Consider the following 24230-nt stretch of genomic DNA (forward strand, 5'->3'; position numbering starts at 1 on the left):
CTCTGATTTCTTCTTGGGTGAATATTGAGTACTTTTTCCTTAAAGCTGAAAGCTTAGAGTTATTTTTTTTGGTTAGAAAGTTTTTTTGTTACATGATAATCATTAAGAAATCCATTGAAGTTCACTTTGAAGAATTCATTATTTTCAGTTGTGCCTACATTACAGATGACCTTTGTCGGAGGTATGCTTTTTTCAATATTTTTGCGAATACCCCTGTTTAAAAGTTCTAGTGAATTATTACCTGCTGTATTTGAAATTTTATGTGGCCATGTTTTGATAATAGTCGGTAGAAGTCCTACAAAATTTTTTTTGTGATGTAACATTAAAGCGATAGCAGTGTATGTTAGATGGTAATTATATACATCAAGTTCTTCTTTTTTTTCAATATCATTAATGTTATTAATGGTGAGTACCATCATACAGAGTAGACTGTTATTTAAAACGTTGTTTACGTGGTTGAGAGTGATTGGTATTTTTGAATTTTTTTCATTGTGTTTTGTGTGTAATGTATAGAGCATTTGCTTAAGTTCAATGATTTCATTTATTGAGATATCTGCACAATTGACTGCTTTGTACTGTTTTTGTAATACAAGTAGGCCGTAATCATCTCGAGATTGTTTGTAAACAGATTTTGTAAAAAAATTTTGTATAAGTAATCCAAGTAACTTTATTTTGAGATAATCCGTTTTTAATTCTAAGAAATGATTGAGGTACAGTTGGTAACTCTTTTTTGATGTTAGTATCAGTGAGTGGAAAAGGCTTACATCGTTTGAAAAATCATTCATCGACATAGTCGTCTGATTTAGGTTAAATTGTAAAAGGTTTTCTGTTTTGACGTCCTGATTCGTGATATTTGGATTGACTAAAATTGTTAAAAACTTTTCTTTATATTTTTCCAGCGGTAGTTGGTATGGTACTATCTGATAAAAGATCTGGTGACTATAATCAGATCCAGTTTCATTCATTGGTTGAGAAATATTCATTATCAATAAGGGTATAATTAAAAGCACGTTTTGTTTTACCATGGTTGTTTCATTCGTTTGCGTAATATATAAAGATAGTTGTACTGAAAACAACTTTGCATACTTTTTTCAGCACAACTATACGACTTTAGTTTTTAAAAAACTATATTTTCTTCATCTGGATCATTAAATAACAGCTCGATTGATTCGTCATTATAATCTGATGTCCTAATCCCAGCATGTTTGCTTGCATGGCTGTTGTCATTGCTATCGGTTGATTCGGCAATTTCAGGTTCGGCAAACGCAACCAATGCGGCCAACGTTTGACCTTCATCAAGCCTAATCAAGCGAACACCTTTTGCTTGGCGGCCCATTGTCCTGATTTCGTCAGCAGGAAGACGAATAATTTTACCAGCATCATCGATTAACAGAACATTTGAGTGCTCTTCAACCACAGCCAATCCAATAACTGTACCATTACGGCCTTCTGTTGGAATGGTACGTACACCAATGCCTCCGCGGTGTGCAGTTCTGAAGTCTTCGATGTTAATCTTTTTCCCATAACCGGTTTCAGTTGCGACCAAAAGATCTTTTCCGGCACTGACCACTTCCATGCCAACAACGGAATCATTTTTGCGTAAACGAATTCCAATGACACCTGCTGCTTGTCGACCCATTGAGCGTACCTCTTCCTCTTTGAATTTGATGCCCTGTCCTTTTGCGGTAGCAACAACGATATTATCTGAGCCTGAGCTCAATGCACAAAAGACGAGTTCGTCGTCCTCTTTCAAGGTTACTGCACGAATGCCGGTTGCACGAATTTTTGCAAATTCCATCGCGTCGCAGCGTTTTATGATACCCTTTTTGGTCAGTAATACGAGAAATTTACCTTCCATATTTCGTGCACATAACAGTTTGACGACTGTTTCGTCATCTTGTAGTTGTACAAGGTTGACAATTGCTCTGCCGCGGGCGGTTCGTGAAGCTTCTGGCACTTCAAAAACCTGCATGCTATAGACTCTGCCAAGGCTGGTGAAAAAAAGTAAGGTGTCGTGATTACGAGCGACAAAAAGATCCTGAACGACATCTTCCGTGCCTTCCAGGGTTGCCATGCCCATCTTTCCTTTTCCACCACGATGTTGTACGTCATAGACTTCAAGAGGAACACGTTTGATATAACCTTTCATGGTAATTGTTACTACAACCTCATCGTCTGGAATAAGATCCGACTCTGTTAAAATATCAAGTGCTTCTTCAATCCGTGTTTTGCGTTCATCGCCGTACAGTGCCTTTAGTTCTTCAAGTTCTTTGACAATCTCATTTTTTAAGACAGATTCATCATTTAAAATGGTGTTTAAAAAGGTTATGCGTTCTTTGATCATTGCCAGTTCTTGGTGAATTTTTTCTGTTTCCAATGCGGTCAATCTTTGTAGTCTCATTTCCAAAATTGCTTTTGATTGTACGGCAGTTAACAAGAACCGTTGGTTCAAACCGAGGCATGCATCATCTGCAGTTGCTGCTTTTTTGATGATTGCAACGACTTCATCAATATTATGTAATCCGATAATAAAACCTTGCAACACATGCTCACGGTCCTGCGCTTTTTTCAGATCAAACTGTGTTCTGCGTGCAATAATCTCTTTGCGAAACTGTAAAAATTCTAATAAAAGTTCACGCAATGTAAATACAAGTGGTTTGTTATCAAGCAGTCCAAGCATCAAGATCGACACCGAACTTTGCAATGCAGTATGTTTGTAAAGCTGATTGACAATGATTTCAGGGTTTTCATTGCGTCTGACTTCAATAATGAGACGCATTCCTTTTTTATTCGACTCATCTTTGATATTGGTAATACCATCAATAACTTTTTCTTTGACCAGGTCTGCAATTTTGATTGCAAGTTCAGCTTTGTTTACCTGATACGGAAGCTCTGTAATGATGATGCGTGGATTGGTTTTTTTATTATCTTCAATAACGACTGTTCCTCGCAATATCAAGCTGCCACGACCTGTTTTGTATGCTTTTACAATACCACCACGACCACAGATAATGCCACCAGTTGGAAAATCAGGGCCAGGAATGATTGAAAAGAGCTCTTCGTCAGACAGACCTGTATTTTTCAAAAGGGCAAGGCATGCGTTAACCAGTTCGTTCAAATTATGTGGAGGGATCGACGTAGCCATTCCCACTGCAATACCTGCAACACCATTTAAAAGAAGGTGCGGAAGTCTACTAGGCAATACCGTTGGTTCTTCTGTTGATTCGTCAAAATTTGGTGTCCAGCTTACGGTCTCTTTATCAATATCAGCCAAAAGTTCATGTGCAATCTTTTGCATACGAACTTCAGTGTAACGCATTGCTGCAGCCGTATCTCCATCAACAGATCCCCAGTTTCCTTGGCCGTCAAGCAATGGATATCGTTTTGAAAAATCCTGCACCATGCCAACCATCGTATTGTACACTGCTTGGTCACCGTGCGGGTGAAATTTACCGAGTACATCACCGACCACGCGAACAGCTTTTCGATGGGGTTTGTTGAAAGCAAGTCCTAACAGATGCATAGTGTACAAAACTCGTCTGTGCACCGGTTTTAAACCGTCACGAATATCAGGTAGTGCGCGCGATACAACAACTGACATCGCATAATCAAGGAATGAGTCTTGAAGCTCTTTTTCAATTAATACAGGGAAAATACCAGATTGCTGTTTTATTTGACTATTGGGTGTGGACATATGGAACCTTTGTCTACAGTGAATGTTATAATCAAAAAGTATAACACATTATTTTATCGAAATAAAAAGTATTATTTTATAAAGATAATTTTGAAACAAAAGTGATTTTTAAATGACTTTAATTTTTGCATTTACCTTGCAAATGGTTCGCCAGCGCCTGCTCAATATGATACAATGACTTAAAAAAAGAAAAAGGATTATGGTATGAAGCTGTTTTTGAAAATCAGTCTACTATGTTGTTGTTTGGTATTCTTATTTTTGCAAACCAGATGCGAAGAACCACAAAAATTTCTCAATAGATTACCGGTTGTTGGCATGGTTCATGAAGGGACGGATGTAGGTTGTGCGCCTTGGATTGGTAAATGTGTGGCGTTGCAGTCTGAGTTGGTAAAAAAGGTAAAAGAGCTAGCAAAAGAGATGAAAAAACGGGTTAAAGTTTTAACTGAGTTAAGTCTATTACAAGATGATTACTTTTCATTAAAAGAGCAGTGTAGTGTGCTTAAAAATGAAAACTCAAAATTAAAAATGGCTCTTCTGTTTTCAGGTTCAGTTCATCTTTTTTGTGTTGGTTTTCATTATTTGTTTCCTGAAAAAAATATGTTCGATTTTTTCAAATGGACACGGTTCGGATCCTAGCTATTTTATGTATCAACTGTTATATTGAAAAAGATTTGGAGCATACTATTTTAAGAAGGGGCTTTCATGAATAAAAGAATTGTTTTTCGACATATGGATCATTCTCCAGCTATCGAAGAGCTTGCAAATAAACATCTGCAAAAGATAGAACATTTTCTTGAAAATGAACCGACGCCAATCTATATTGATCTTGTGATGGAACCTTCAAAAACGCGTGAGCATTCACGAATTGAGTTGCGTGTCAAATCACCTCATTATGATAAAATTATTCATCATGAGTTTCAGGGTGACAAATTTTACGATGTATTAAATGACGTTATTGAAAAGATGCATAAAGAGTTATTGGAAGAAAAAAAGAAGGTTAAAAAAGATGACTGGCGACATCGGGGCGTACCAGAAGATTTTAAGAAATTTTAGCCGCACGTGTTTATAATAAATCAGTTTAAAAAGGGGGATGAAAAAAGTCCTCCTTTTTTTATAAAACAGAGTATGGAAAAGTGATATATGGATTATCGTTCATCCGTTGAAGCTTTGTTTCAGTTGTATCCAGCTGTCAAAAACATTGTGCAGCATCTGTATCAACAAAATAGCACAGCGCTGCTGGTTGGTGGCGCGGTACGTGATATTCTGTTACATCAGAAACCGCTTGATTATGATATTGAAGTATATGGCATGTCGCTGGAGCAGTTGCAAAACGAGTTGTCGCAGTTTGGTTTTGTTGATCTTGTTGGCAAATCTTTTGGCGTATTAAAAATTCGTGGATTGCCCGTTGATTGGTCCGTGCCACGTTTCGATGCTCAAGGACGCAAACCTACGGTGACTTTCAATCCATCGATGTCGTTTATTGATGCATTTGGCAGGCGTGATCTGACAATAAATGCGATGGGTATAGATATGGTGACTGGCCAACTGATTGATCCATTTGATGGTAAAAAAGATATTACAGAAAAACGGTTACGTGCGCCGTCAGTTGCACGGTTCGTTGAAGATCCCCTGCGTTTTTTCAGGGTGATGCAGTTTGTTGGACGGTTTGAAATGGAGCCTGATGCTGAACTTAATGATGCATGTGCGAATATGGATTTGGTAGAGGTTGCACAAGAAAGAATTGAAGCTGAACTGAAAAAGCTATTTTTGCTTTCAAAAAAACCGTCGTTAGCTTTTTTATGGCTTGCAAAGATAGGCCGGCTTGCAAGTTTGTATCCTGAACTTTATGTGACTATTGCAATCCGACAGGACCGGCGGTGGCACCCGGAAGGTTCGGTTTTTGTTCATTCAATGCAAGCGCTTGATGCGGCCGTGCAGATTGCAGTGCAAAAGCAGTATGATGCTGAAAAGCGGTTACTGTTGTGTGTTGCGGCACTTGCACATGATCTTGGCAAAGTTACAACGACATTTGAAGATGCAAAAGGAGTTCATAGTTATGGTCATGAGCGGGTTGGTGCACCATTGGCCGTCGCACTGGCGCGCCGTATGTTCAGTCCAGCTATCGTATGTAAAAGAGCATTATATAAACTTGTGTATTATCACATGACTCCTGGTGCACTGGTGAGAAATAAGGCACGATTATGCCGTTATCAACGGTTGGCCTCACAATTGGCGCCTGAAGTTTCAATGAGTCTTCTGGCAGATCTCTGCCTTGCGGATCGTCGTGGACGCAATGGTCTGTCGATGGATCCTTTGCAAAATAAAGATTGTGAAATCACTGAATTTTTAAAAAAAGCGACTGCTGCACAGGTGGCCGAAAATCCAATTAAGCCACTGGTGACAGGTGCAGATCTGCTTGCCTATTGCAAACCGGGCCCCGCGTTGGGAAAACTTTTGCAAAAGGCATATGAGCTGCAGCTTGCAAAAGCCATAACCGATCGACAGGTTTTGTTAGAACTGGTTTTAAAAATTTAGAATGTGACATGTAGCTTTAATGTACAAAATCTGCTATTCTTGCCCATATGGAAATGAAAGTATATCTTTTATTCTTTTTTGCTACCGCTGCTGCTTCGCATGTAGCTGCAAGTTCCTGGAATCATGAGATAGTGTCCACTACCAGACATTTTGAGTATCCTCAATCAGAAAAAAAGTTAGTCATTCCGCCTGGATTTGAAAAGCAGGTGCCAGGTGACATCTGGGCTGAAAAAATAAGATATAATCGTCCCGTTAACGACCGTTTAGATAAAGATGGTAGAGAAGTGATTCTGCCGTATCAATTTCTTGTTTGTACAGATACTATTGATCAGTTAGAAGTCGCGGAGGTGCAGAGACTTTTATTGTTTAATCACCTGCTAGCTCCAAGTATACAGAAATTACCTGATAATCGCATACTTGAAGCGAATCCGCGGCGGCCATTTAGAAATGTAAAAAATTATTATACTCCCTTTTTTTCAAGTAATGTTGAATCAGATATTTTTTTTAGTAATTCTGTCCTCTGCTTTGAACGAAATTCTAAAATCGAGTTTTGGCGTTTAAAACAGGGTTTGACTGGTCAATATGTGACCGACTATAAACATGAATCTACTCATGATTTGCACTATGATTTTTCGATTGATCCTCACATTGAGCACTGTCATTATTCTTTTTCTAATGGATATTTTCTGTTTTTCAGACCGGCAGCGGTTGATGAGTACTTAGGTTCGGTTGAGCTTTATAAATATGATTCAATCAATAAAAAACTTGATCAATGGTATGTATTTAATATTAAAAAAGAGGTAGTTGATTATTCTCATTATGGTAAACATTACCCTAAAATGCATTTAGATAGGAATGGCCACCTTCTTCAGATGCGCTTTAAAACTATGCCGTTGCGCATTGAAGTAGATATGTTGCATGATAATTTCTACTCTGCTGGAGAACATGATGAGTCGTGGTGTGAAACGTATGTGTTGTACAAAAAAGGTACTGGGATACCAGTCAAAATAGTATTTTTTCTTGAGGGTGTATTTGAATGCATACAAATACAAATATATAAATGTGTAAAATTTTTAAAAACGCTGGCCTCTTTTATGTTGATGGTTATTGAAGAGGAAACACTGCCAAGGCATTTAAAATGGGGAATTGCTTTATCAGTTCCTTTTTATTTTGCTAACCTTTTATTGCTCGCATTAATACTACTAAAGTAAACTATTCATCCATTTGTTTCATGGTTTTGAAAAAATAGTGTTTCGTTAATGTTCTTCGACGCAATCACCAAAATAGTTAGCATTCTTCTGAGAATTACTATTAAATTCTTCGTCAAAACTTGATCGTACCTCATCTGCTAGATTCGCTTGGCACGATTTTATAAATTTCGAATACAAATCAGACGTTGGTTCAACATGTGTGTCCAAAACAAAAGCATTTTCTTTTTCTTTATTTTTGTATTGCAAGTCTGAGAAAGTGTTTTTTAACCGCTTCATATCACTTCGTACGGCATCTTTTTGGTCATATTTGTATTCAGCTTTTATTAATACTGGTACTTTAATTTTACCTTCTATGCTTTTCAGGACGTCTGATAGTGGTTGAGGTGCTTCATCCTTAACATGTGACCAGCGTTGAATCCCTATACATGCAATCAGTAAGCTCATTGCGAACCCATCTGTTGTTGTATAACTGTAGATTCCTGCGTATGCAGTTTTGCCGGCTAAATAGACAGCCAAAGCTGCACAGAAAAGATAAGGGATTCTGGTGCTAGATTTTTTTTCTACAACTTCTATTTGAATAGGGCACCACAGAATTATTCCTTTTAAATACTGATATTTTGGGTCGTTATCGTTAACCATATTGTCTAGCAAACGGATCATAAGCTCTGCGCCTTTTGCATGCCCATGTAAAATATAATCGGTTTTTTCTGGAATTTTCTCCTTGAGTTGCTTTAGAGATTCAGAGAGGTCATTGGTAAATTTTATGATGTCACTGGTAAATCCTATTATCTTTGCTTTTTGTTTGATTGTTTCGTTCTTAAGATTTTGATTTCTAAGAGTTTCTATATCTTCCCAAGTATAGATTTTGTTTTCTTTATAGTTTTCTTGTTCTTCGTATGTGTATGTCCCAACAATGAGCTTTGTTGGTGATGGCCACCATCCGGTTCTTTTAACTTCGTGTGCATAAACAATTTTAAGCTCAGAGTCTTCCATTCCCAAGCTGATCATTGGTAACACAAGTAAAAAAAAGAAAAATTTCCGAAAAAAATGAACTATCATTTCATAACCTAATTAAGAAAGGATTTCATAATTTTTCAAATAATGTTGTAAAGAGTATATTTTTTGAAAGAAAAAAGCAAACTTTACAGTGCTTTAACATTCTTAAAAACTGCCAACTGATGACGGTTGTAATAAAAAATTTTCAGCTTACAGATTTTCTGCTATAATCATTGTACAGATCATTTTAAAGGGAGCGATGTATGGTAGTATTTGAAGCAAACTCATTGTGGTATTTAGTGCGGCAGTCTGATGTTATTTCGCAGTTGGTACTATTGATTCTTTTTTTACTTTCAGTTCTTTGTTGGACATTCTTTTTTGCCAAGCTTTTACGCATGAATATGGAGCGTAGAAGCATTGAAAAAATAAGCATGCATCTAGTTCCTGATACGAGTTTAAGAACCGTTTTATTGTACGCCAGTAATGGAGTAAATACTGTTGGTAGTGTGTTTGTCAGGCACGTTGCTTTATTTATTCAGCATGTTTTAAAACAGGGTGATCATATAAATATTTTGCGAGTCTATGATGTGGAGATTATCTCTGAGTACACATATCAGTTAGTTGATGAATATATTGAGTCTGAAAGAGCGACACTGCCTCTGCTTTCAACAGTTGCGGGTCTTTCGCCATTATTAGGTCTTTTTGGAACAGTGTGGGGTTTGGTGCATGCCTTTATTAGAATTAGTCAACAACAATCGGCAGACATTGTCACGGTTGCTCCAGGTATTGCAGAGGCTTTAATAACAACGTTGGCCGGTTTAATGGTGGCAATTCCTGCACTTGTAATGTTTAATTATTTACAAAAGCAGATGCGTGATGTTGAAAACTGTCTTCAAAAAGTTGCAGATACGGTAAAAATTATTGTGCAATGTTCGGTTTTGAAAGGTCACGATGCGCAGAAATAGACGTAAACAGATAGTTACAACCATGACTGATCTTTCGCTGACTCCTTTGGTTGATACAGCTTTGACGTTACTCATTATTTTTATGGTTGCCACGCCGATGATGCGACACGCGGTTCGAGTTACCTTGCCCAAGGGGTCAAGTCAGGATTCGGTCTCGTCAAAGGAGGGGCTGATTGTCTATGTTGACTATGAAAATAAGATAGTTTTTAATAATCAGACAGTATCTATTGAGTCCTTTGTTTGCCAAGTAAAAGAGCTCATTACGGAACATACAAAATCTTTTTTTATCAGAGCAGATAGTAGCGCTTCTTGGGGAGTGGTACTTGAACTTTTTGATGCACTACGTAGCGTGAAAGGGATTGAACATGTGGTATTGCCGATACAGAAAAGATCAGCTTGATTTTACTTATGAAAAGGTTTTTTTTGTTGTTGCCGTGCTCCATCAGTTATGTTTTTTTATCTTCTTTTTTATTCGTGATGCGTCTTTAAAGCGAATGGTTTTCCATATTGAAGCTAAAAGTATGCAGCTTTTTGAAAAAGATATTGTGCTTATTGATGACTTTATTGATGCGAATAGTGTTTCTTTGCCGGTCGTATCAGGCTCAGTTATTGTAGAATCAGTTCATAAAAAACCTGCTTTAGCCGTGTCTGGGCTGAAAGGTACAGTTGCCAAAAAACAAAGCGCTGTTCAAGTCAAAAAAACGACTCAAAAGAAAAAAGCGCCAGTGAAAACTAAACATACCAATTCTAAAATAGGTAAATCGTTAGCGAAAAATGAGGTAAAAAAAACTGTTTTAGTAGATAAAAAAATCAAAACAGCTCTATCCAGTAGTGCTTTAAAGGCTCAAAAATCACCTGAAAAATCTATTCAAGGGCAAAAAGTGGTATCAAGTGAGGATATTTCTAAAGCCACTAGTGCTACAGAGAATCAAAACTATTCTCATCAGCAGCTGGTGGATCAACAGGAACAGCTATTAAGGTCTGAATATATCAAAAATGAGTTAAAACGTGTTTGGAACCCTCCTGTTATTACAATGAATGGGAGTGAATGTGTATTTACTGTTGAAGTTGATTATAGTGGAGCAGTGAAGCATGTCGTTATGGAAAAATCGTCCGGTATTTTGATGTATGATGTGATGGCCCAGCAGGCTGTGCATGGCATAAAAATGCCATTGTGGGCGTATAATACCATAATGACCATAGTATTGAAAGTATAAGTATGAACGGTGTGAGAATATTTTTGTTGGGTATACTGATTTTTAATAGGGTAATTTTTGCTTTTGAATTGACAGTAAAAGCAGATAGTGCTGGAAAAATGCCATTATATATCTGTTATGTAAAAGGTAGTCAGCAGTATAAGCTGCCTTTTGCATACCGTGTTTTTGAATCAGATTTAGAGTTTATGGGTATTTTTGATTTTAAAAGTGAAGTAAAGACCGCTGTCTTAACCAAAAAAGAGAGGAAAGAAATACTTGGCAAGGGTTACGGACTGGGGCTATTTTTAGTTGAAACTGAAGATGTCATAGATGTATATGTGCACAATATGCTTTCAGATAAGACGGTTATCGGTAAAAGGTTTACAAAGTCTGTTCCGGCAAGAGTTATTGCACATCGTGTTGCGGATACTGTTTTTTCAACGTTATTGTCTGAGCCATCATTTTTTTTAACACGTATTGCATATGTAAAGGAGGTGCCAAGCCACCTGCATTCGTTTAGTCCAAAACGTATTTTGTGTGTTGTTGACTATGATGGTTCTTGTGAGCAGGCGGTTATAGAAACACCACTTGCTATTTTTGGGCCTCGTTGGAGTAGTCGCTTGAATGTTCCAATGCTTTTTTATTCTGAGCATACTGCCACCAATATTCGTTTGATGACCGTTGACTTGCAAAAAAAGAAGAAGATTTCATCAACGGTTGATGGTATGACTTTATTGCCTTGTTGTTTGCCAAATGGTAACGGAGTTGTGTATTGTTCGACTGGTTCAAATGGCTATACGCAGCTCTTTTTGTATACCTTTGAGGGGGTTAAGCAGTTGACTTTTTATCAGGGTAATAGTCTGTCTCCTTCCATTACTTCAGATGGTTCGCTTTTATATTTCTGTTCTGACTATGCCTCGGGTACGCCACAGATTTTTTCTTATCGTTTTTCAGATGGCATGGTGGAGCCTATTACGACGGATGGCTATTGCACCTCTCCGGCGGTCTGTCAAAGAACTGGTAATCTTTTATATACAAAGATGGTGCAGGGTATTATGCAAATTATGTTATATGATCCAAAGTTAGCAAACATCACTCAGTTAACTTTTGATCGTGCAAATAAAGATTGTGTTTCATGGTCGCCCTGTGGAAAGTATATACTTTATGGATTTGAATCTGGTCAGCAGCAGCGTATTGCCATGCTGAATATAGTGAATAAGAAAACGGTCTTTATTACTCCGACAGATGTACGGTGTTCGTATCCTAGCTGGTCACCCGTGTATAACCATTTCCCGATATTTGTGTAAGGAGCTATCGACAAATTAAGTTTTATTTTCTATAATGAACGGGTGTTTGTTCTGTTTTTGCTGTTGCTAGTTTGATAAAACAGTAAATCAAAATAATTACAATTAGTTGTTTTCTGAAAAATAGATTAGTACAAGGATAGAATGCATGAAATGGTTTAAACAGTTTTTTCGTTCAAATGGTGGTTCAAAGAATCTTGTCGTGTTTATTGTTGTTGTCTTTGTTTTGCGGCTTTTATTGCCTAAGCTTACTGATGTTACGCGTCAGATTAAACTTGTTTCATATTCAAGCTTTCTTGATTTGATAGACAAAAAGCAGATTAAGCATCTGTATATTGATGGACAAGATGTAAGGGGTATTTTAAAAGACAGTACTGTGTTTCAAAGTGTAATACCTGATAAATCGGTTGATTGGCAGCAGTTACGTGCTCTGGGGATTACCTTTGAAGTAGCAAATCAGGCAGATTATAGTTACGCATGGTACTTTATGATGCTTGTCTTTGCGGCAATTATTCTCGGTATGGTATGGTTCTTTTTTCGTCAGTCCCGTGGCGGAGGCATGGGGAGCAGTGGTAATATTTTTACCATGGGCAAAAGTAAAGCTCGCATGTTTATGCCTTCTACGATTAAAGAAACCTTTGCCTCAGTTGCTGGTGCACAAGAAGCAAAAGAGGAGTTATATGATGTTGTTGACTATCTGAGAAATCCGAAAAAATATCGCCGATTAGGTGCGAAAATGACACGCGGGGTATTGTTGGTGGGTGAGCCGGGCAACGGGAAAACCTTACTGGCGCGTGCCGTTGCGGGTGAAGCAAACTGTGCATTTCTTTCGGTTAGTGGATCTGAATTTATAGAGATTTTTGTCGGCGTTGGTGCAGCTCGTGTTCGAGAACTATTTGCGCAGGCTCGCCGTCATGCGCCGTGCATTATTTTTATTGATGAAATTGATGCCGTCGGGCGTCATCGTGGCAGTGGTCTTGGTGGTGGTCATGATGAGCGTGAGCAGACGTTGAATCAGCTGCTTACAGAGATGGATGGATTTGTGCAGACAACCGATACACCTGTTATAATTTTGGCAGCTACCAATAGACCTGATGTGCTGGATAAAGCATTATTGCGACCTGGTAGATTTGATAGGCAGGTACATGTGCCCTTTCCCGATCTTAAAAGTCGCCAAGAGATTTTGCAGGTACATGCTCAGGCTGTCAAAATGGATCAGTCTGTTGATCTTGCAAAAGTAGCTCGCGGAACTCCCGGTTTTTCTGGTGCTGACCTTGCCAATTTGATTAATGAGGCTGCGATTATTGCCTCAAAAAGGGAGGTTGATCTTATTGCTGTGGAGCACTTTGAAGAGGCGCGTGATAAGATTTTACTTGGCAAAGAGGTAAAAAGCATCATGCTGACTGAGGAAGATAAAAAAGTAATTGCATATCATGAGTCTGGACATGCTTTGGCACGCCTTTTAATGCCTGCGTTTACGTCACCTTTGCATAAAGTGACTATTATTCCACGGGGTAGAGCGCTTGGTGTGACGCATTCGATGCCTGAACGGGAAAAATATATTACATCCAAAGAGGAGATGGAAGCAGAGGTAATTTCTGCTTTAGGTGGTCGAGCAGCTGAGGAGCTCATTTTTCAGCGTTTGACTACGGGTGCGTATAGTGATTTTAAGGTTGCGACTGATATTGTAAGGCGTATGGTTTGTTCGTATGGTATGGTGCCGGCAGAGCTTGGTACTGTGTTATATCTGCAGGATGGGCAGTATGAATATTCTGAAAAAACGTCAGAAAAAATTGATGAAGCAGTGCGTATGATCATGGATGCATGTTATAAGCGATGCTTAGAAATGTTTAAACAGAATCGTTTGAAATTAGACATGCTTGCGAATGCATTGCTTGAAAAAGAGACGATGTATGCAGGTGAGATCTATGAGCTGTTAAATATAGAGCCTCGCACTGAACATACGTTTTCTTAAGTTGAAACTAAATAAAAAATGCGGTAAAGTTAACAACATAAAAATAAAATTTCTAGAGGGATACATTAATGGCAAGAATATGTGCAATGTGTGGTAAGCGGCCTCAAGTTGCCAATACAGTAAGTAATGCAAACAATCGCACAAAACGTTGGGTTTATCCGAATGTGCAGAAAATTCGTTATACTATTCCGTCTTCTGGGAATCGTTCTGTGCATCAGGCGAAGGTTTGTACAAAATGTATGAAAGCTGGAAAAGTTCAAAAAGTAATTTAATAATGAAAGTATACTATGCCACGTATTAAATCAGCAAAAAAAAGAGTTTTAGTTTCTGAAAAACGTAGAAAAGTGAATGTTGCTCGTAAGTCTGCTATTAAGACTGCGGTACGAAAAGTACTTGATGCCATAGATGCAAAAAAGCTTGAAGATGCACAAAGTCTTTTGAAAATTGCGGAATCTTCAATTGCAAGGGCCAAAGGTAAGGGTGTAATGCATAAAAATATGGTTGCACGTAAAATTAGCCGTTTGGCAAAGAAAGTTTCTTTACTTGCGCAAGCGGCAGTTTAGATTCTAGATTTTTATAAAATAAAAAGAACCAGGCATACTGAATTCTAATATGCCTGGTTCTTTTTATGTGTACTTTTCTATTGGCTTGTTACAGGTTAAATCCGCTTAGTTTATTTTTCTAACATCATTGGATCTAGCGTATATCCATTTGATTTTGCTTTTTGAATCCAAGAAGGGTGAATTTTTTTGTAATTTGTACTATTGTCAATAGAATCGGTGTAGAAAAGAACTGGTATTTTAAATAGTGTGAATGAAAGGTCTTGATGTTTAATAGAATGATTTTCAACATTTTTTTTTGATAGGGCGTAGAAAATTTTTGAGGTTTGATTTAAAGCGCATATAGTCTTTGCAGATGCATAGTCATAATTGAATGGTTCTTTTAATTTCTTTGTATTGGCGTTGTCCGTTGAGTTGCCTATCTGTTTTATAACTAAACGCCATATTGTATAGTAATTATCTACAGCTCTCAGAAATTTTTCTCTATCAAAAGTGTCTGTGCACGTTTGAATCTCTCTTGTGCAGTATATAGTGTTTAAGTCTATGTTCCAATTTGTATTCATAGCTATCAGATTGAAAACTGTTAAAGCGAGTAAAAGTAGTGGAAAAAGCATATATCCCTCTTGTATTAAAATTATTGATTTAAAATTTAAAGTAGAAAACATTTTAATAAAAACTATTTTAAAGTCAATAATTTTTGAATTAAATAGAGTTTATTTATTGAAATTGTTTTGAAAGATTAGATTTTTTATATATATCTGACAAGTCGTTTTCTTCTAATTACAATTTTAAAAATCAATAACAATTATGTTGTAATAAAATAGTTTTTTTATGTTCGGGTTTTTGCAGGTGATTTTTTAGTAAGCACTTTTTTAGAGGGAATAATTTTATGCAGCAAAGATTATGCTTTTTTTTTATAAGAGGGTATATCTATTTTCTATCTGGTCTATTTTGTACAACTGTTTATTCGGTAGAATCTGTTCCTCCCTTATCGATAAAAAATGTATTAGTTGAATGGAATAGTCGTGAAAATGCGCACTATGAGAATCAGTTAGGTTTTTCGCAAAATCTATTTTATTCTGAAGATACCTTGCCGCGAGCACGTGTTTTTTCTGGTATCATTACTCAGGATCAGGTAAATGATGTGCAGCTTTTAAATCCAGGTCGTTTGTGTGGAACAGCTTCGATGGCTGCAGGTATGGATTCATGTAGAAGAATGCAAGCTCATCAGTTTTCAGATTCTTTGATTGGCGATGTGATTCAGATTCAGCGTTATTCTGATGTTCATAAAACCTATGTATTTGATTATCAAAAAGATAAAAAAGCATTACTTCTGCCGTGGGCGTATTTAAAACAGCATGGTTTTAATGTCAATGTCATTCATTCTTGTTGCTATGGTGTGCAATCATCAATTGAAGCATTGTATGATTTGACTTCACAAACTGATCAAGCAAAGATGGTGCGTAATGAATGTGGTATCAGTGATCAATTGGCATCTGATATGGTGTCGACTTTGAAATTATATGATATTAATGTACCGATGATGTCATTGGATTATTCGGTCGAATCGTACTTTCGTTCGGCTACTTCTTTAGTGACAAGTGGGCTGGCAGCTGGAGCCGCTTACACTGTTGCAAAGGATGAAAATCTATCATTAGCAAAAAAAGTAGCAATATGTACAATTATTGGTGGATTTCAGTTATATGTTAGACCTCTTGTTGCTCGTGGACTTGGATACTGCTTCTATCAGACACTTTTTCAAAGATATTATACCGTTGGTGATACAGGTGTAACTGATATGAAGCAGGTGCTTGAAAAAATGGCCAGTCAAAACTGTTTACAATCTTTTCCGAACCTTCATTGCTATCTTTCTGGCGTTAAAAATGATTTTGTTTCTGGATCATTAACAGCAGAACAGATACAAGCTTTTTATGAAGTTTTTAAAAACAATCTTTTAGTTGTTACTTCCAAAGAGATTCATACGCATCTTGATCAGCGACAGCGAGATAGTAAAAATATGTTTAGAAAGCAGATTGGGCTTTTGTATCGTCCTACGTTTGATCGAAAAGCAGAAGGTGAATACAGGGATATCCTTGCTTTTCATCAAGTTCAAGATTGGGATGGACTGATTGATTATTGTCAAAAGTGAGGTAACTTGAAGTTGATTTGCGGTGCAATAAACTGACTGCGTGGCTTAAAAAGCTGGAAGAGCTTGATCCTAAACCGTATTAAACTATGCTTTGTGTTTTATTCGACCGTTTGATTGAAAGTTTGCGTAAAAAGATCCACGTCAAGTTCGATTTTTGCTTGATGTTTTTCTTTCCAAAGATTCAGGCAAACGGGAAAATGGGGCAGTGCAAGTTGTAACATTGCGTTCGCATACATGCGGATCTCTTTCTGCGCTCCCGCATGCAGACGAAGTCTCAAAAAATGCATTAATGAATGTAAATTACAGGTAAAAATAAACTGTGTGTACGTGCACAGCGGCAGTACCCCGCGGGCAAGTTCTCTGCATACCCCTTGTTGCAAAAGCTGTTCGTAAGCCTGTACTGCTGTCTGAATGGTATTTTGATAGATCAGTTCAAGCGAGCTGTCTTTGAATGCGCCGACCGATGCCTGTCTGTTTTTGACGTCCTGATGTCTGAAATAGGGTGGAGTATAAAATTCGAGTGGTGCTTTTACATAACGATAACTGATTTCGTTGTATGAGTTCATGCGATGGCGCATCCACTGCCTGACGACAAAAATGGGCGCTTTGACGCGAAATGAAAGCTGATTGTGCTCAAAAGGGCTGGTGTGCTCATGTTCAAGCAGAAATCTGATCAGCCCAGTGTCTTTTTCGCTGATCTGCGTGACTGTCTTTCCGTAAGAAACCCGTGCCGCGTTGACCACATCAATATCGCTTCCTGAAACTCGCACGAGTGAAATGGAGCTGATCCGGTCACCTAGCGGGTCCAAGCTGTGTAGTTCCTGTTCTTGGCAATACTGCTGATTATTATCAAAGTTATTTTTCTGTTCCATCGTTTTTTACTTTTGTGATTGTTTTGCAATGTAAAAAGTGTACCCGATAATAGATTTTAGGCAACTGTGAGAAGATGAGAAAGGGAGGAGGTTTTTGAAGACAGCTTTTTGTAGGATTTTGTTGGCGGGGAGTGTGAAAACTGCAATGGGTTTATAGTTTGATAGGAAGCTGCTGGATGTGCAACTTCCCATCAAACTTTTTTAAGTTTTTTATTATTTTATATTGTTTAAAACATATTTTAAGAGGTAGCCGTGTCGGGGGTCCGCCAAGAAGAAATGTATAGTTTTCTGTCTTTTTTCTTCTGGGTCTTGCATTGCTGCAATTTCTTCTATCTTTTTACGTGACTCTTGTGTTAACAGTATTTTTGTCTGATTTTTTGGTGTATAATCAAAAATTCGCTGTATATCATCAAATACTTGATCAAATGCTTCTACTTGTTTTTTTGTCAGTGTTTTTTTCCATTCAGTACACTCTGAACCTTGCTTGTTTAGTTGAGCAAAAAGTACTTGATTTAAAACACGTTCTTCCGCAGATAGTCTTTCATTGTCGTATGCTTCTATAATACCGAAACATCCACAATTGGGATCATCTACATAAAAAATTTCAAATTTTTTATTTTGGTCTTCTGGTTTATATTCTTTAAAACCTGTTTGATACTTTTTTGCAGGAGTTTTTTTCGCTGCTTCTTTGCATATTGTACCGATCCCTATGGCAACGTCACCTGCAATATCTAACTCGTTGAATATTTCTGGAGGCATTTCTTGCATGAGTTTACTCCATGGAAATTCATCTTTTTGCTTTTTATCTTTTTGATTTTCAGGTTTACTTGCCTGCATCATACTTATTGTAAGCGCTACTGCTAAAAATAGCAAACTGTACTTTTTAATCATAGATTCTCCTAACTGTTTGGTCCCTGAGAATTATGGTGTATACTACGAAGATAATGATTTATGGAGAAAAAACTTATGGGACAAGTATTGCATCCAAAGGCCAGAACGACAGAGGCTGTGCGTAGAGAGATCCGTAATAGTAAAGAAAGTATAGTAAAAGCAGCAAAAAGATTTAATGTCAACCCAAAAACAATAATGAAATGGAGAAAGCGAAACGATACAAAAGATCTGCCAATGGGCCCCAAAAAGGTAAAATCCACGGTTCTTTCAGAAGTTGAAGAGGAAACAATAGTAGCATTCAGGAAAACGACGGGGCTGCCTTTGGATGATGTTTTATATAGCTTACAAGAAACTATTCCTCATTTGAGCAGATCGAGTCTTCATCGTTGTTTGAAGCGTCATGGCTGTTCTGTTTTACCTAAACAATCGACATCAGCTTCTGCGACAAAAAGAAATTTAAGCAGTATCTCATCGGTTATTTTCATATAGATATTGCAGAAGTAAGAACAGCTGAAGGTAAGTTGTATCTGTATGTCGCAGTCGATAGAACATCAAAATTTGCGTATGCAGAGCTTCATGAAAGTCCTACCAAATTGATTGCGGCAGGGTTCCTACGCAATCTTATTAAAGCCGTCCCATACAAAATACATAAAATACTTACAGATAACGGTATTCAATTTACTAATCATGCTCATCATACAAAGGCATTGCCTCACATCTTTGAGCGTGTTTGCAATGAACATCAGATAGTACACAGAAAAACCAAAGTGAAACATCCTTGGACCAATGGGCAGGTTGAGCGAATGAATAGAACTCTCAAAGATGCTACTGTAAAGACTTTTCATTACGCTTCAAATTGCGAGCTAAAGCAGCATTTGCATTCCTTTTTAATGGCCTTTAACTTTGCTAAACGCCTCAAGGCTCTCAAAGGCAAAACCCCTTGGCAGTTTATTTTAAATGAGTGGACAAATCATCCAGAATATTTTACACTCGATCCAACCCATTACTTATTGGGATCAAACAGTCTGAAAGTGTTGGTTGCATAGTGGTGTGGGTTGCAAGCTGTAGCACAAGAAATAGTGTTAGTTTGTGTGCCAGAAAAGGTTGCTTTTTCATGATGATCACTTTCGTAAAGTTATGGTTGTGCGATAGTTTTGTTATTTGAAATAAAATTATTCATGAGTCCCAGGATGGTACATAAGACGACCAGTCCGCTGTTTCCATAAGAAATAAACGGCAGGCCGATTCCTTTTGTTGGAACCACGCCAACGGTGACTGCAATGTTAATGCAGGCCTGCAGACTTATCAAAAGGGTGAATCCAAACAGGGAAAGTGCGCTGAATCTGCTTTTCATCTGCAAGCTTGCTTTTATGCCGTAGTATAAAAATAGGATGAATAAACAGATAATAAACAGTGCACCCATAAATCCTATCTCTTCTGCAATGATTGAGAAGATAAAATCAGTGTGTTGCATGGGAAGATAGAACAGTTTCTGTTTTGACTGGGTCAGGCCAACGCCCCACAATCCGCCAGATCCGATGGCAATAAATGATTGAATGATCTGAAAACCTTTACCTTGCGGATCCTGCCACGGATTTAAAAAGGTGATGATTCTTTGCATGCGATATTCTTTTAAACTGATCAGTTTTAGTGCAATTGCTGCCATAATAACGAGCAGGCCCGCTGTGTACTCTATTGATGGATAGATAATGAAAAAGTAGACAGATGCGATGGTGATTAAGGTCATTGCCAGGCCAAAGTCCGGCTGTTTTAAAAGAATGAATGCTGTGATTGCGCAGTAGGCAACAAAAGGAAAAAGCGTTCTGAAGGTGTACTCTCTTTTAGAGTGTGAAAAGTAGTGTGCCAGTAATAAAATAAAGCTGATTTTCAGAAGTTCGCTTGGTTGAAAGATGAGCTTGCCGATTTTTGCCCATCTGCGTGAACCGTTTATCAAAACTGAAGTCGGCTGCCAGAGTGTAAGCCCGGTCAATCCAATTGAGCCTAACCAGCATAAAAAACTATATTTTTTCAATAGTTCAAGCGGAATTGCGCGTGCGACCAAAAATGAACAACAACCTATCATAAGTCCAAAGAGGTATTTTTTAATAAAAAAGCTACTTTTGTGATGCATATTAATGGCAAGTGCAGCACTTGCCGAATAGATAAAAATGGCTCCAAAGCAGATGAGTATTAATGGAATAATAAGAAGGTATTTTTTTAAAAAGTGGATTTCGCCTTGGTTTGGTGAGAGCATGGATTCCTTTTTTAGGTATGTTCGCGTGATATTTTTTCCAGCATTAAATAACGTGTGGCTTTAGTGTAAAACAACGAATGTATGTTGCAAAATCGTTCCGATGTTTTTGATCAAAAACTGTTATAAAATCAATTTGTTCTGATAATCTGACGCATCATTTCAATAAATGTATGGCCTCGTTCTTTGTAGTCAGAAAACAGGTCAAATGAGCTTCCGCTGGGGGAAAAAAGGATGACCATTTGTTTGTTGGTGTTTAGACTTTTTTGATATGCAGCTTTTATTGCGGGTTCCAGTTCGGCACATGCGGTTGATGCAACATTGTGTGCGATGCAGATTTTTTGCAATGTGAATGCTTCTTTGCCAAATGTGATGATGTGTTTGACCTTTTCTTTAATCTTTTCGATGAGTGGGGTTCGGTCGACCCCTTTTGAAAGTCCCCCCAATAATAAAATTATGTTTGAACCTGTAAATTGAGTAACGGCTGCTTCTGTTGATGCGACTGTTGTCGATTTTGAATCATTGATAACGTGAAGTCTGTCTGTTTTTATAACGGTTTGCATGCGGTGTTCAACGGGAGTGAGCTGTTGTGCTAACGTGACAAAATCGTTTTTTAATAGGTTGAGTTCTGAAAGCGTGGTTGCAATAATGAGCCAGTTGTGTGTATGTGTAATGGCGGGTAAAGAATAAAGGTCGATGACATGCGTAGTTACTGTGCCCGTTTTTTTAAATAGTTGTGAATCGCGTAAAAAGTAGACGGTACTATTTTCGGGTGTTGCAGTGTCATCGTCTTGCAAAAAAACATACCTGCTTTTGCCATATCCATATTTTTCAAGCCACGGGATAAGTGACGTTGGAACGATTGTCAGATCATCTTCTGTCTGTCTTTTGATCAGTTGGTATTTTGCCAAAAAGTAGTTTTCTGCCGTTTTGTGTCTGTCTAGGTGGTTTGGGTAAAAATTTGTCCAGATTGTAACGTCCGGTTTGAACTGTTGTGTGTGTTCAAGTTGAAAACTTGAAACCTCAAGCAGGGCTGTCTTTGCCGTTTTATCTTCCAAAAGTTCAAGCATCGGTTTTCCAATGTTACCGCCAGTTGTCACGTCACTCCTGTATTGTTCCAGAAAAAAGCTCAAAAAAGTGGTCACTGTTGTTTTTCCCACGCTGCCAGTGATTCCGATTATTTTCTTGTTCCATGTTTGATAAAATAGATCGAGTTCAGTCACCATTTTTTCAAGTGGAATCTTATCAAACTTTGTAACATCAACGCCGGGACTTGGTATAAAAAAATCGACTGCATCAAAAAATGCTCCCCAGGCATCCTCATCATACCACCGGCCAGAACTGTTTTCTGTTTTATCTGCTATGTCTGTATATTTTTCATCCATGATATGGATGGTTGCCTGTTGATTTGTGAAATATTTTTCGACCGAGGCACCAACAACTCCGTAGCCCCAGATTCCAACCGATTTCTTTTTCATACATTGTGCTTGAGTAATGATCTACTGTTTTTATTGTAGGCTTATTTGTGCAAAAAAGGAAGATCAATACTGTTTTTCTTAAAAACCGCTAATGTTTTCTATTTGTATTTAGCTAATAGTTTTTAGGTAAAAAAACGATAAATAATGTGTTTTTTTTGACTAATTAAATATTTTAAAATAAGATATATTCATAATTTTAGTAAATTTTTTCTTTAATATTGGAGGCTATTTTATGAAGAGTAAGAGTGGAATAGTGCTGTTGTTGTTAACAGCAGGTGTGATACATGCGCATGAGCAAGGTCAGAATGTTGGAAAAGGTGTTTTGATTGATCCACCATCGCAAGAAAAAAAATCGTTAGATCAAGGCCAAGGCTTTGATTTGAGTCCAATCTTTGACAAAATAAACGACTTTTGGAATAAACGCGTATCCAAGCAGTCTCCTAATTTGTCTGATTCTGAAGAACAAAAGCAAGAAAAATTATACAAAGCAGCAAGCAAGGAAGTACTAGCTTCAAAAGAAAATTCTGATGATAAAAACCCTGTAGAAGATATCGAACAAATGAACGTTCCAGATGGTGCAATCGGTGAAGAAATCAAGCAAAGTGAAGAAACTGAGCCAGAAGTAGTGACGAGTAAAATAGAAAAAGTGATTGAAGTGTTAAAGTCAGAAGAAAAGTCTGAAGATCAAACGCTAGAGACCGTTGCAAAAGAAGAAGTGATTGAAGAACAAAGGCAAGGAATAACGGTCGATGATAAAAAGCTTCCAGAGGATACCGAACAAATAAAATTTCTGGATGGTGCAGTTGGTAATGCAATCAAGCAAGATGAAGCATCAAAGCAAGCTGAAGAAACGCAAGAAATTAAGTCAGAAGAAAGGCCTGGAGATTTTAAGTCGAATGAAACAGTGCCGAATGCTGTAGATCCTGTATCGGCTCCTGTAGATCCTGTAGTAAGTCCTAATGAAGAAACTAAACCAGAAGAAAAGCCTGAATGTCAGACAGCTCTGATAGATCCTCAAATAGTTCCTACGCCGATTCAAACAGTGCCAAATCATGATCTAACTGATCAGGCTCCAGATCTAACTGGTCAAAATGTAAGTGGTTCAAATAGTGTGCTTGAAGCAGTTGCTACATCTGCACCGACTTCTGTAGATCCTATGACAGCTCTTGATGAAAGAAGCAAGCAAGTAGAAGCACCAAAACAAACTGATGAGTCAAAACAAGGTGAAGCACCAAAGCAAGATGAAGAAACTAAGACAGAAGGAAAGCTTGAAAATCAAGTGAATTCAAATGGTATAGATCCTGTAAATCCAGTAGTGACGCAGACAGATACCACGTTGGTTCAAACAGTGCCAAATCCTGATGATGTGAAGATTGATAATGGACAGTCAGATGGAATTGCGCAATGTAGAAATGATATTCCTGCTCCAATAGGTTCAAATTCTGGTGAGCTTCAAGTTGCTGGTCAGACAAATGGAGTTGAAAATGCAGGTGATGGCAATTCTGGTGGTGCTAATGTTGCTGGCTCTACTGGACAATCGGAAATCCCAGCTAGAGACACTGTTAATGTAACAGAGGAACCAAAGCAGCCAGGTGAAGTTATCGCTCCTCCTGTGCAAGAGCAAACAACGGTAACGCAACCACCTGTAGTAACTGTTGAACAACCAAAGTCAGAAGTAAAGTCTGATGTTCAAACGAAAGCAACCGAAGAAGTTCCAGCTCCAGTGATTGAAGAGCCAAAGCAAGAAGTAAAGCCAGAATTTCAAGCTGTGGTTGCGGCTGATGATACAACTCCAGCCGTGATTGATGCATCAACATCAGATGAAGCACAAAAGCAAGAAAAAAGATCGATATTGAATTCATCACTATTTTCTTCAACAAAGTTCAAGATTGCTGCTGGTATGTTTCTTGCGTCAGCTGTGAGCTATGGCATTTATAAGCTATTGAACTATTACAAAAAGTTGCCAAAAAATGAAATTGAAAAGCGAAACAAGGTTATTAGATTTTTATTGGTACAGTTTGAAAAAGCAGAAATACAGACCAAAAAAGCTGGTTCAAAGATAAATGAATTTGGATTACATTGTCTCGTCAAAATGAATGGCTTTAAAAAAAGTTAAGCTAAGTTTTTAAATCTTTTTTAATACACTATTAAGA

General features: G+C 37.7%; 21 protein-coding genes and 1 pseudogene. 14 read left to right on the plus strand and 8 right to left on the minus strand.

What is annotated here, in order from left to right; genetic code table 11:
* Nucleotides 1-59 precede the first annotated feature (59 nt).
* Nucleotides 60-1025, minus strand: coding sequence for a hypothetical protein (locus tag IPG37_01870; protein ID QQR54148.1), 966 nt, complete (start codon nt 1023-1025; stop codon nt 60-62).
* Between the two features lie 92 nt (nt 1026-1117).
* Entirely contained in the window at nt 1118-3694 is a 2577-nt protein-coding gene (gene gyrA / locus IPG37_01875) for a DNA gyrase subunit A (GenBank protein ID QQR54149.1), read from the minus strand.
* 204 nt (nt 3695-3898) lie between these two features.
* Here gyrA and IPG37_01880 point away from each other — a divergent pair, with 204 nt between their 5' ends.
* From IPG37_01880 to IPG37_01895, 4 genes are all read left to right on the plus strand, one after another.
* Nucleotides 3899-4330 carry a hypothetical protein gene (locus IPG37_01880; protein QQR54150.1) on the plus strand — a complete coding sequence of 144 codons (432 nt, stop codon included), beginning with the start codon at nt 3899-3901 and terminating at the stop codon, nt 4328-4330.
* Nucleotides 4331-4396: 66 nt separating this feature from the next.
* Nucleotides 4397-4747 carry an HPF/RaiA family ribosome-associated protein gene (locus tag IPG37_01885; protein QQR54151.1) on the plus strand — a complete coding sequence of 117 codons (351 nt, stop codon included), beginning with the start codon at nt 4397-4399 and terminating at the stop codon, nt 4745-4747.
* A gap of 87 nt (nt 4748-4834) precedes the next feature.
* Nucleotides 4835-6229, plus strand: coding sequence for a CCA tRNA nucleotidyltransferase (locus IPG37_01890; GenBank protein ID QQR54152.1), 1395 nt, complete (start codon nt 4835-4837; stop codon nt 6227-6229).
* 53 nt (nt 6230-6282) lie between these two features.
* Nucleotides 6283-7440, plus strand: a complete 1158-nt coding sequence (locus tag IPG37_01895; GenBank protein QQR54153.1) for a hypothetical protein — start codon at nt 6283-6285, stop codon at nt 7438-7440.
* A gap of 45 nt (nt 7441-7485) precedes the next feature.
* Here IPG37_01895 and IPG37_01900 read toward each other — a convergent pair whose 3' ends face one another.
* Entirely contained in the window at nt 7486-8499 is a 1014-nt protein-coding gene (locus tag IPG37_01900; GenBank protein ID QQR54154.1) for a hypothetical protein, read from the minus strand.
* A 200-nt stretch (nt 8500-8699) separates the two neighbouring features.
* Between IPG37_01900 and IPG37_01905 the strand changes: the two genes are divergently transcribed.
* From IPG37_01905 to rpsT, 7 genes are all read left to right on the plus strand, one after another.
* A complete protein-coding gene (locus IPG37_01905; GenBank protein ID QQR54155.1) occupies nt 8700-9401 on the plus strand; it encodes a MotA/TolQ/ExbB proton channel family protein in 702 nt (233 codons plus the stop codon).
* On the plus strand, nt 9388-9801 hold the full coding sequence (locus IPG37_01910) for a biopolymer transporter ExbD (protein ID QQR54156.1): 414 nt from the start codon (nt 9388-9390) through the stop codon (nt 9799-9801). The genes IPG37_01905 and IPG37_01910 overlap by 14 nt, the downstream gene beginning before the upstream one ends.
* Nucleotides 9767-10618, plus strand: coding sequence for a hypothetical protein (locus IPG37_01915; GenBank protein QQR54157.1), 852 nt, complete (start codon nt 9767-9769; stop codon nt 10616-10618). The genes IPG37_01910 and IPG37_01915 overlap by 35 nt, the downstream gene beginning before the upstream one ends.
* A gap of 2 nt (nt 10619-10620) precedes the next feature.
* Nucleotides 10621-11904 (plus strand): PD40 domain-containing protein, encoded by a 1284-nt coding sequence (locus IPG37_01920; protein ID QQR54158.1) that lies wholly within the window; start codon nt 10621-10623, stop codon nt 11902-11904.
* A 145-nt stretch (nt 11905-12049) separates the two neighbouring features.
* Nucleotides 12050-13876 (plus strand): ATP-dependent zinc metalloprotease FtsH, encoded by a 1827-nt coding sequence (gene ftsH, locus IPG37_01925; protein ID QQR54159.1) that lies wholly within the window; start codon nt 12050-12052, stop codon nt 13874-13876.
* 68 nt (nt 13877-13944) lie between these two features.
* On the plus strand, nt 13945-14148 hold the full coding sequence (locus IPG37_01930; GenBank protein ID QQR54160.1) for a 50S ribosomal protein L28: 204 nt from the start codon (nt 13945-13947) through the stop codon (nt 14146-14148).
* A 15-nt stretch (nt 14149-14163) separates the two neighbouring features.
* A complete protein-coding gene (rpsT, locus tag IPG37_01935) occupies nt 14164-14439 on the plus strand; it encodes a 30S ribosomal protein S20 (protein ID QQR54161.1) in 276 nt (91 codons plus the stop codon).
* A gap of 110 nt (nt 14440-14549) precedes the next feature.
* Here the strand turns inward: rpsT and IPG37_01940 are convergent, their stop codons facing one another.
* Nucleotides 14550-15101, minus strand: a complete 552-nt coding sequence (locus tag IPG37_01940; GenBank protein QQR54162.1) for a hypothetical protein — start codon at nt 15099-15101, stop codon at nt 14550-14552.
* Nucleotides 15102-15325: 224 nt separating this feature from the next.
* Between IPG37_01940 and IPG37_01945 the strand changes: the two genes are divergently transcribed.
* On the plus strand, nt 15326-16585 hold the full coding sequence (locus IPG37_01945) for a hypothetical protein (protein QQR54163.1): 1260 nt from the start codon (nt 15326-15328) through the stop codon (nt 16583-16585).
* A 98-nt stretch (nt 16586-16683) separates the two neighbouring features.
* Here IPG37_01945 and thyX read toward each other — a convergent pair whose 3' ends face one another.
* Together thyX and IPG37_01955 are read right to left on the minus strand one after the other, a co-directional pair.
* Nucleotides 16684-17457: an FAD-dependent thymidylate synthase gene (thyX, locus tag IPG37_01950; GenBank protein ID QQR54164.1), complete on the minus strand. Its 774-nt coding sequence runs from the start codon at nt 17455-17457 to the stop codon at nt 16684-16686.
* A gap of 213 nt (nt 17458-17670) precedes the next feature.
* Nucleotides 17671-18348, minus strand: coding sequence for a hypothetical protein (locus IPG37_01955; protein QQR54165.1), 678 nt, complete (start codon nt 18346-18348; stop codon nt 17671-17673).
* A 75-nt stretch (nt 18349-18423) separates the two neighbouring features.
* Between IPG37_01955 and IPG37_01960 the strand changes: the two are divergent.
* Nucleotides 18424-19394, plus strand: a pseudogene (locus IPG37_01960) (IS481 family transposase).
* A gap of 89 nt (nt 19395-19483) precedes the next feature.
* Here the strand turns inward: IPG37_01960 and IPG37_01965 are convergent.
* Together IPG37_01965 and murD are read right to left on the minus strand one after the other, a co-directional pair.
* Nucleotides 19484-20602 carry a cell division protein FtsW gene (locus IPG37_01965; GenBank protein ID QQR54166.1) on the minus strand — a complete coding sequence of 373 codons (1119 nt, stop codon included), beginning with the start codon at nt 20600-20602 and terminating at the stop codon, nt 19484-19486.
* A gap of 128 nt (nt 20603-20730) precedes the next feature.
* A complete protein-coding gene (murD, locus tag IPG37_01970) occupies nt 20731-22077 on the minus strand; it encodes a UDP-N-acetylmuramoyl-L-alanine--D-glutamate ligase (GenBank protein QQR54167.1) in 1347 nt (448 codons plus the stop codon).
* A gap of 232 nt (nt 22078-22309) precedes the next feature.
* Here murD and IPG37_01975 point away from each other — a divergent pair, with 232 nt between their 5' ends.
* The gene (locus IPG37_01975; protein ID QQR54168.1) at nt 22310-24193 is read left to right on the plus strand and encodes a hypothetical protein; all 1884 of its coding nucleotides are present in this window, start codon (nt 22310-22312) and stop codon (nt 24191-24193) included.
* Nucleotides 24194-24230: the final 37 nt, after the last annotated feature.

Source organism: bacterium, from assembly GCA_016699125.1.
GTDB lineage: Bacteria > Babelota > Babeliae > Babelales > Vermiphilaceae > AWTP1-30.

Coding starts and splice junctions, on each gene's coding strand:
- IPG37_01915 (QQR54157.1), top strand. CDS start 9,767: ATGTGGTATTGCCGATACAGAAAAGATCAGCTTGATTTTACTTATGAA.
- IPG37_01895 (QQR54153.1), top strand. CDS start 6,283: ATGAAAGTATATCTTTTATTCTTTTTTGCTACCGCTGCTGCTTCGCAT.
- IPG37_01900 (QQR54154.1), bottom strand. CDS start 8,499: ATGATAGTTCATTTTTTTCGGAAATTTTTCTTTTTTTTACTTGTGTTA.
- murD (QQR54167.1), bottom strand. CDS start 22,077: ATGAAAAAGAAATCGGTTGGAATCTGGGGCTACGGAGTTGTTGGTGCC.
- gyrA (QQR54149.1), bottom strand. CDS start 3,694: ATGTCCACACCCAATAGTCAAATAAAACAGCAATCTGGTATTTTCCCT.
- IPG37_01975 (QQR54168.1), top strand. CDS start 22,310: ATGAAGAGTAAGAGTGGAATAGTGCTGTTGTTGTTAACAGCAGGTGTG.
- IPG37_01885 (QQR54151.1), top strand. CDS start 4,397: ATGAATAAAAGAATTGTTTTTCGACATATGGATCATTCTCCAGCTATC.
- IPG37_01945 (QQR54163.1), top strand. CDS start 15,326: ATGCAGCAAAGATTATGCTTTTTTTTTATAAGAGGGTATATCTATTTT.
- IPG37_01880 (QQR54150.1), top strand. CDS start 3,899: ATGAAGCTGTTTTTGAAAATCAGTCTACTATGTTGTTGTTTGGTATTC.
- IPG37_01870 (QQR54148.1), bottom strand. CDS start 1,025: ATGGTAAAACAAAACGTGCTTTTAATTATACCCTTATTGATAATGAAT.
- IPG37_01890 (QQR54152.1), top strand. CDS start 4,835: ATGGATTATCGTTCATCCGTTGAAGCTTTGTTTCAGTTGTATCCAGCT.
- rpsT (QQR54161.1), top strand. CDS start 14,164: ATGCCACGTATTAAATCAGCAAAAAAAAGAGTTTTAGTTTCTGAAAAA.
- IPG37_01905 (QQR54155.1), top strand. CDS start 8,700: ATGGTAGTATTTGAAGCAAACTCATTGTGGTATTTAGTGCGGCAGTCT.
- IPG37_01920 (QQR54158.1), top strand. CDS start 10,621: ATGAACGGTGTGAGAATATTTTTGTTGGGTATACTGATTTTTAATAGG.
- IPG37_01910 (QQR54156.1), top strand. CDS start 9,388: ATGCGCAGAAATAGACGTAAACAGATAGTTACAACCATGACTGATCTT.
- IPG37_01955 (QQR54165.1), bottom strand. CDS start 18,348: ATGATTAAAAAGTACAGTTTGCTATTTTTAGCAGTAGCGCTTACAATA.
- thyX (QQR54164.1), bottom strand. CDS start 17,457: ATGGAACAGAAAAATAACTTTGATAATAATCAGCAGTATTGCCAAGAA.
- IPG37_01965 (QQR54166.1), bottom strand. CDS start 20,602: ATGCTCTCACCAAACCAAGGCGAAATCCACTTTTTAAAAAAATACCTT.
- IPG37_01930 (QQR54160.1), top strand. CDS start 13,945: ATGGCAAGAATATGTGCAATGTGTGGTAAGCGGCCTCAAGTTGCCAAT.
- ftsH (QQR54159.1), top strand. CDS start 12,050: ATGAAATGGTTTAAACAGTTTTTTCGTTCAAATGGTGGTTCAAAGAAT.
- IPG37_01940 (QQR54162.1), bottom strand. CDS start 15,101: ATGTTTTCTACTTTAAATTTTAAATCAATAATTTTAATACAAGAGGGA.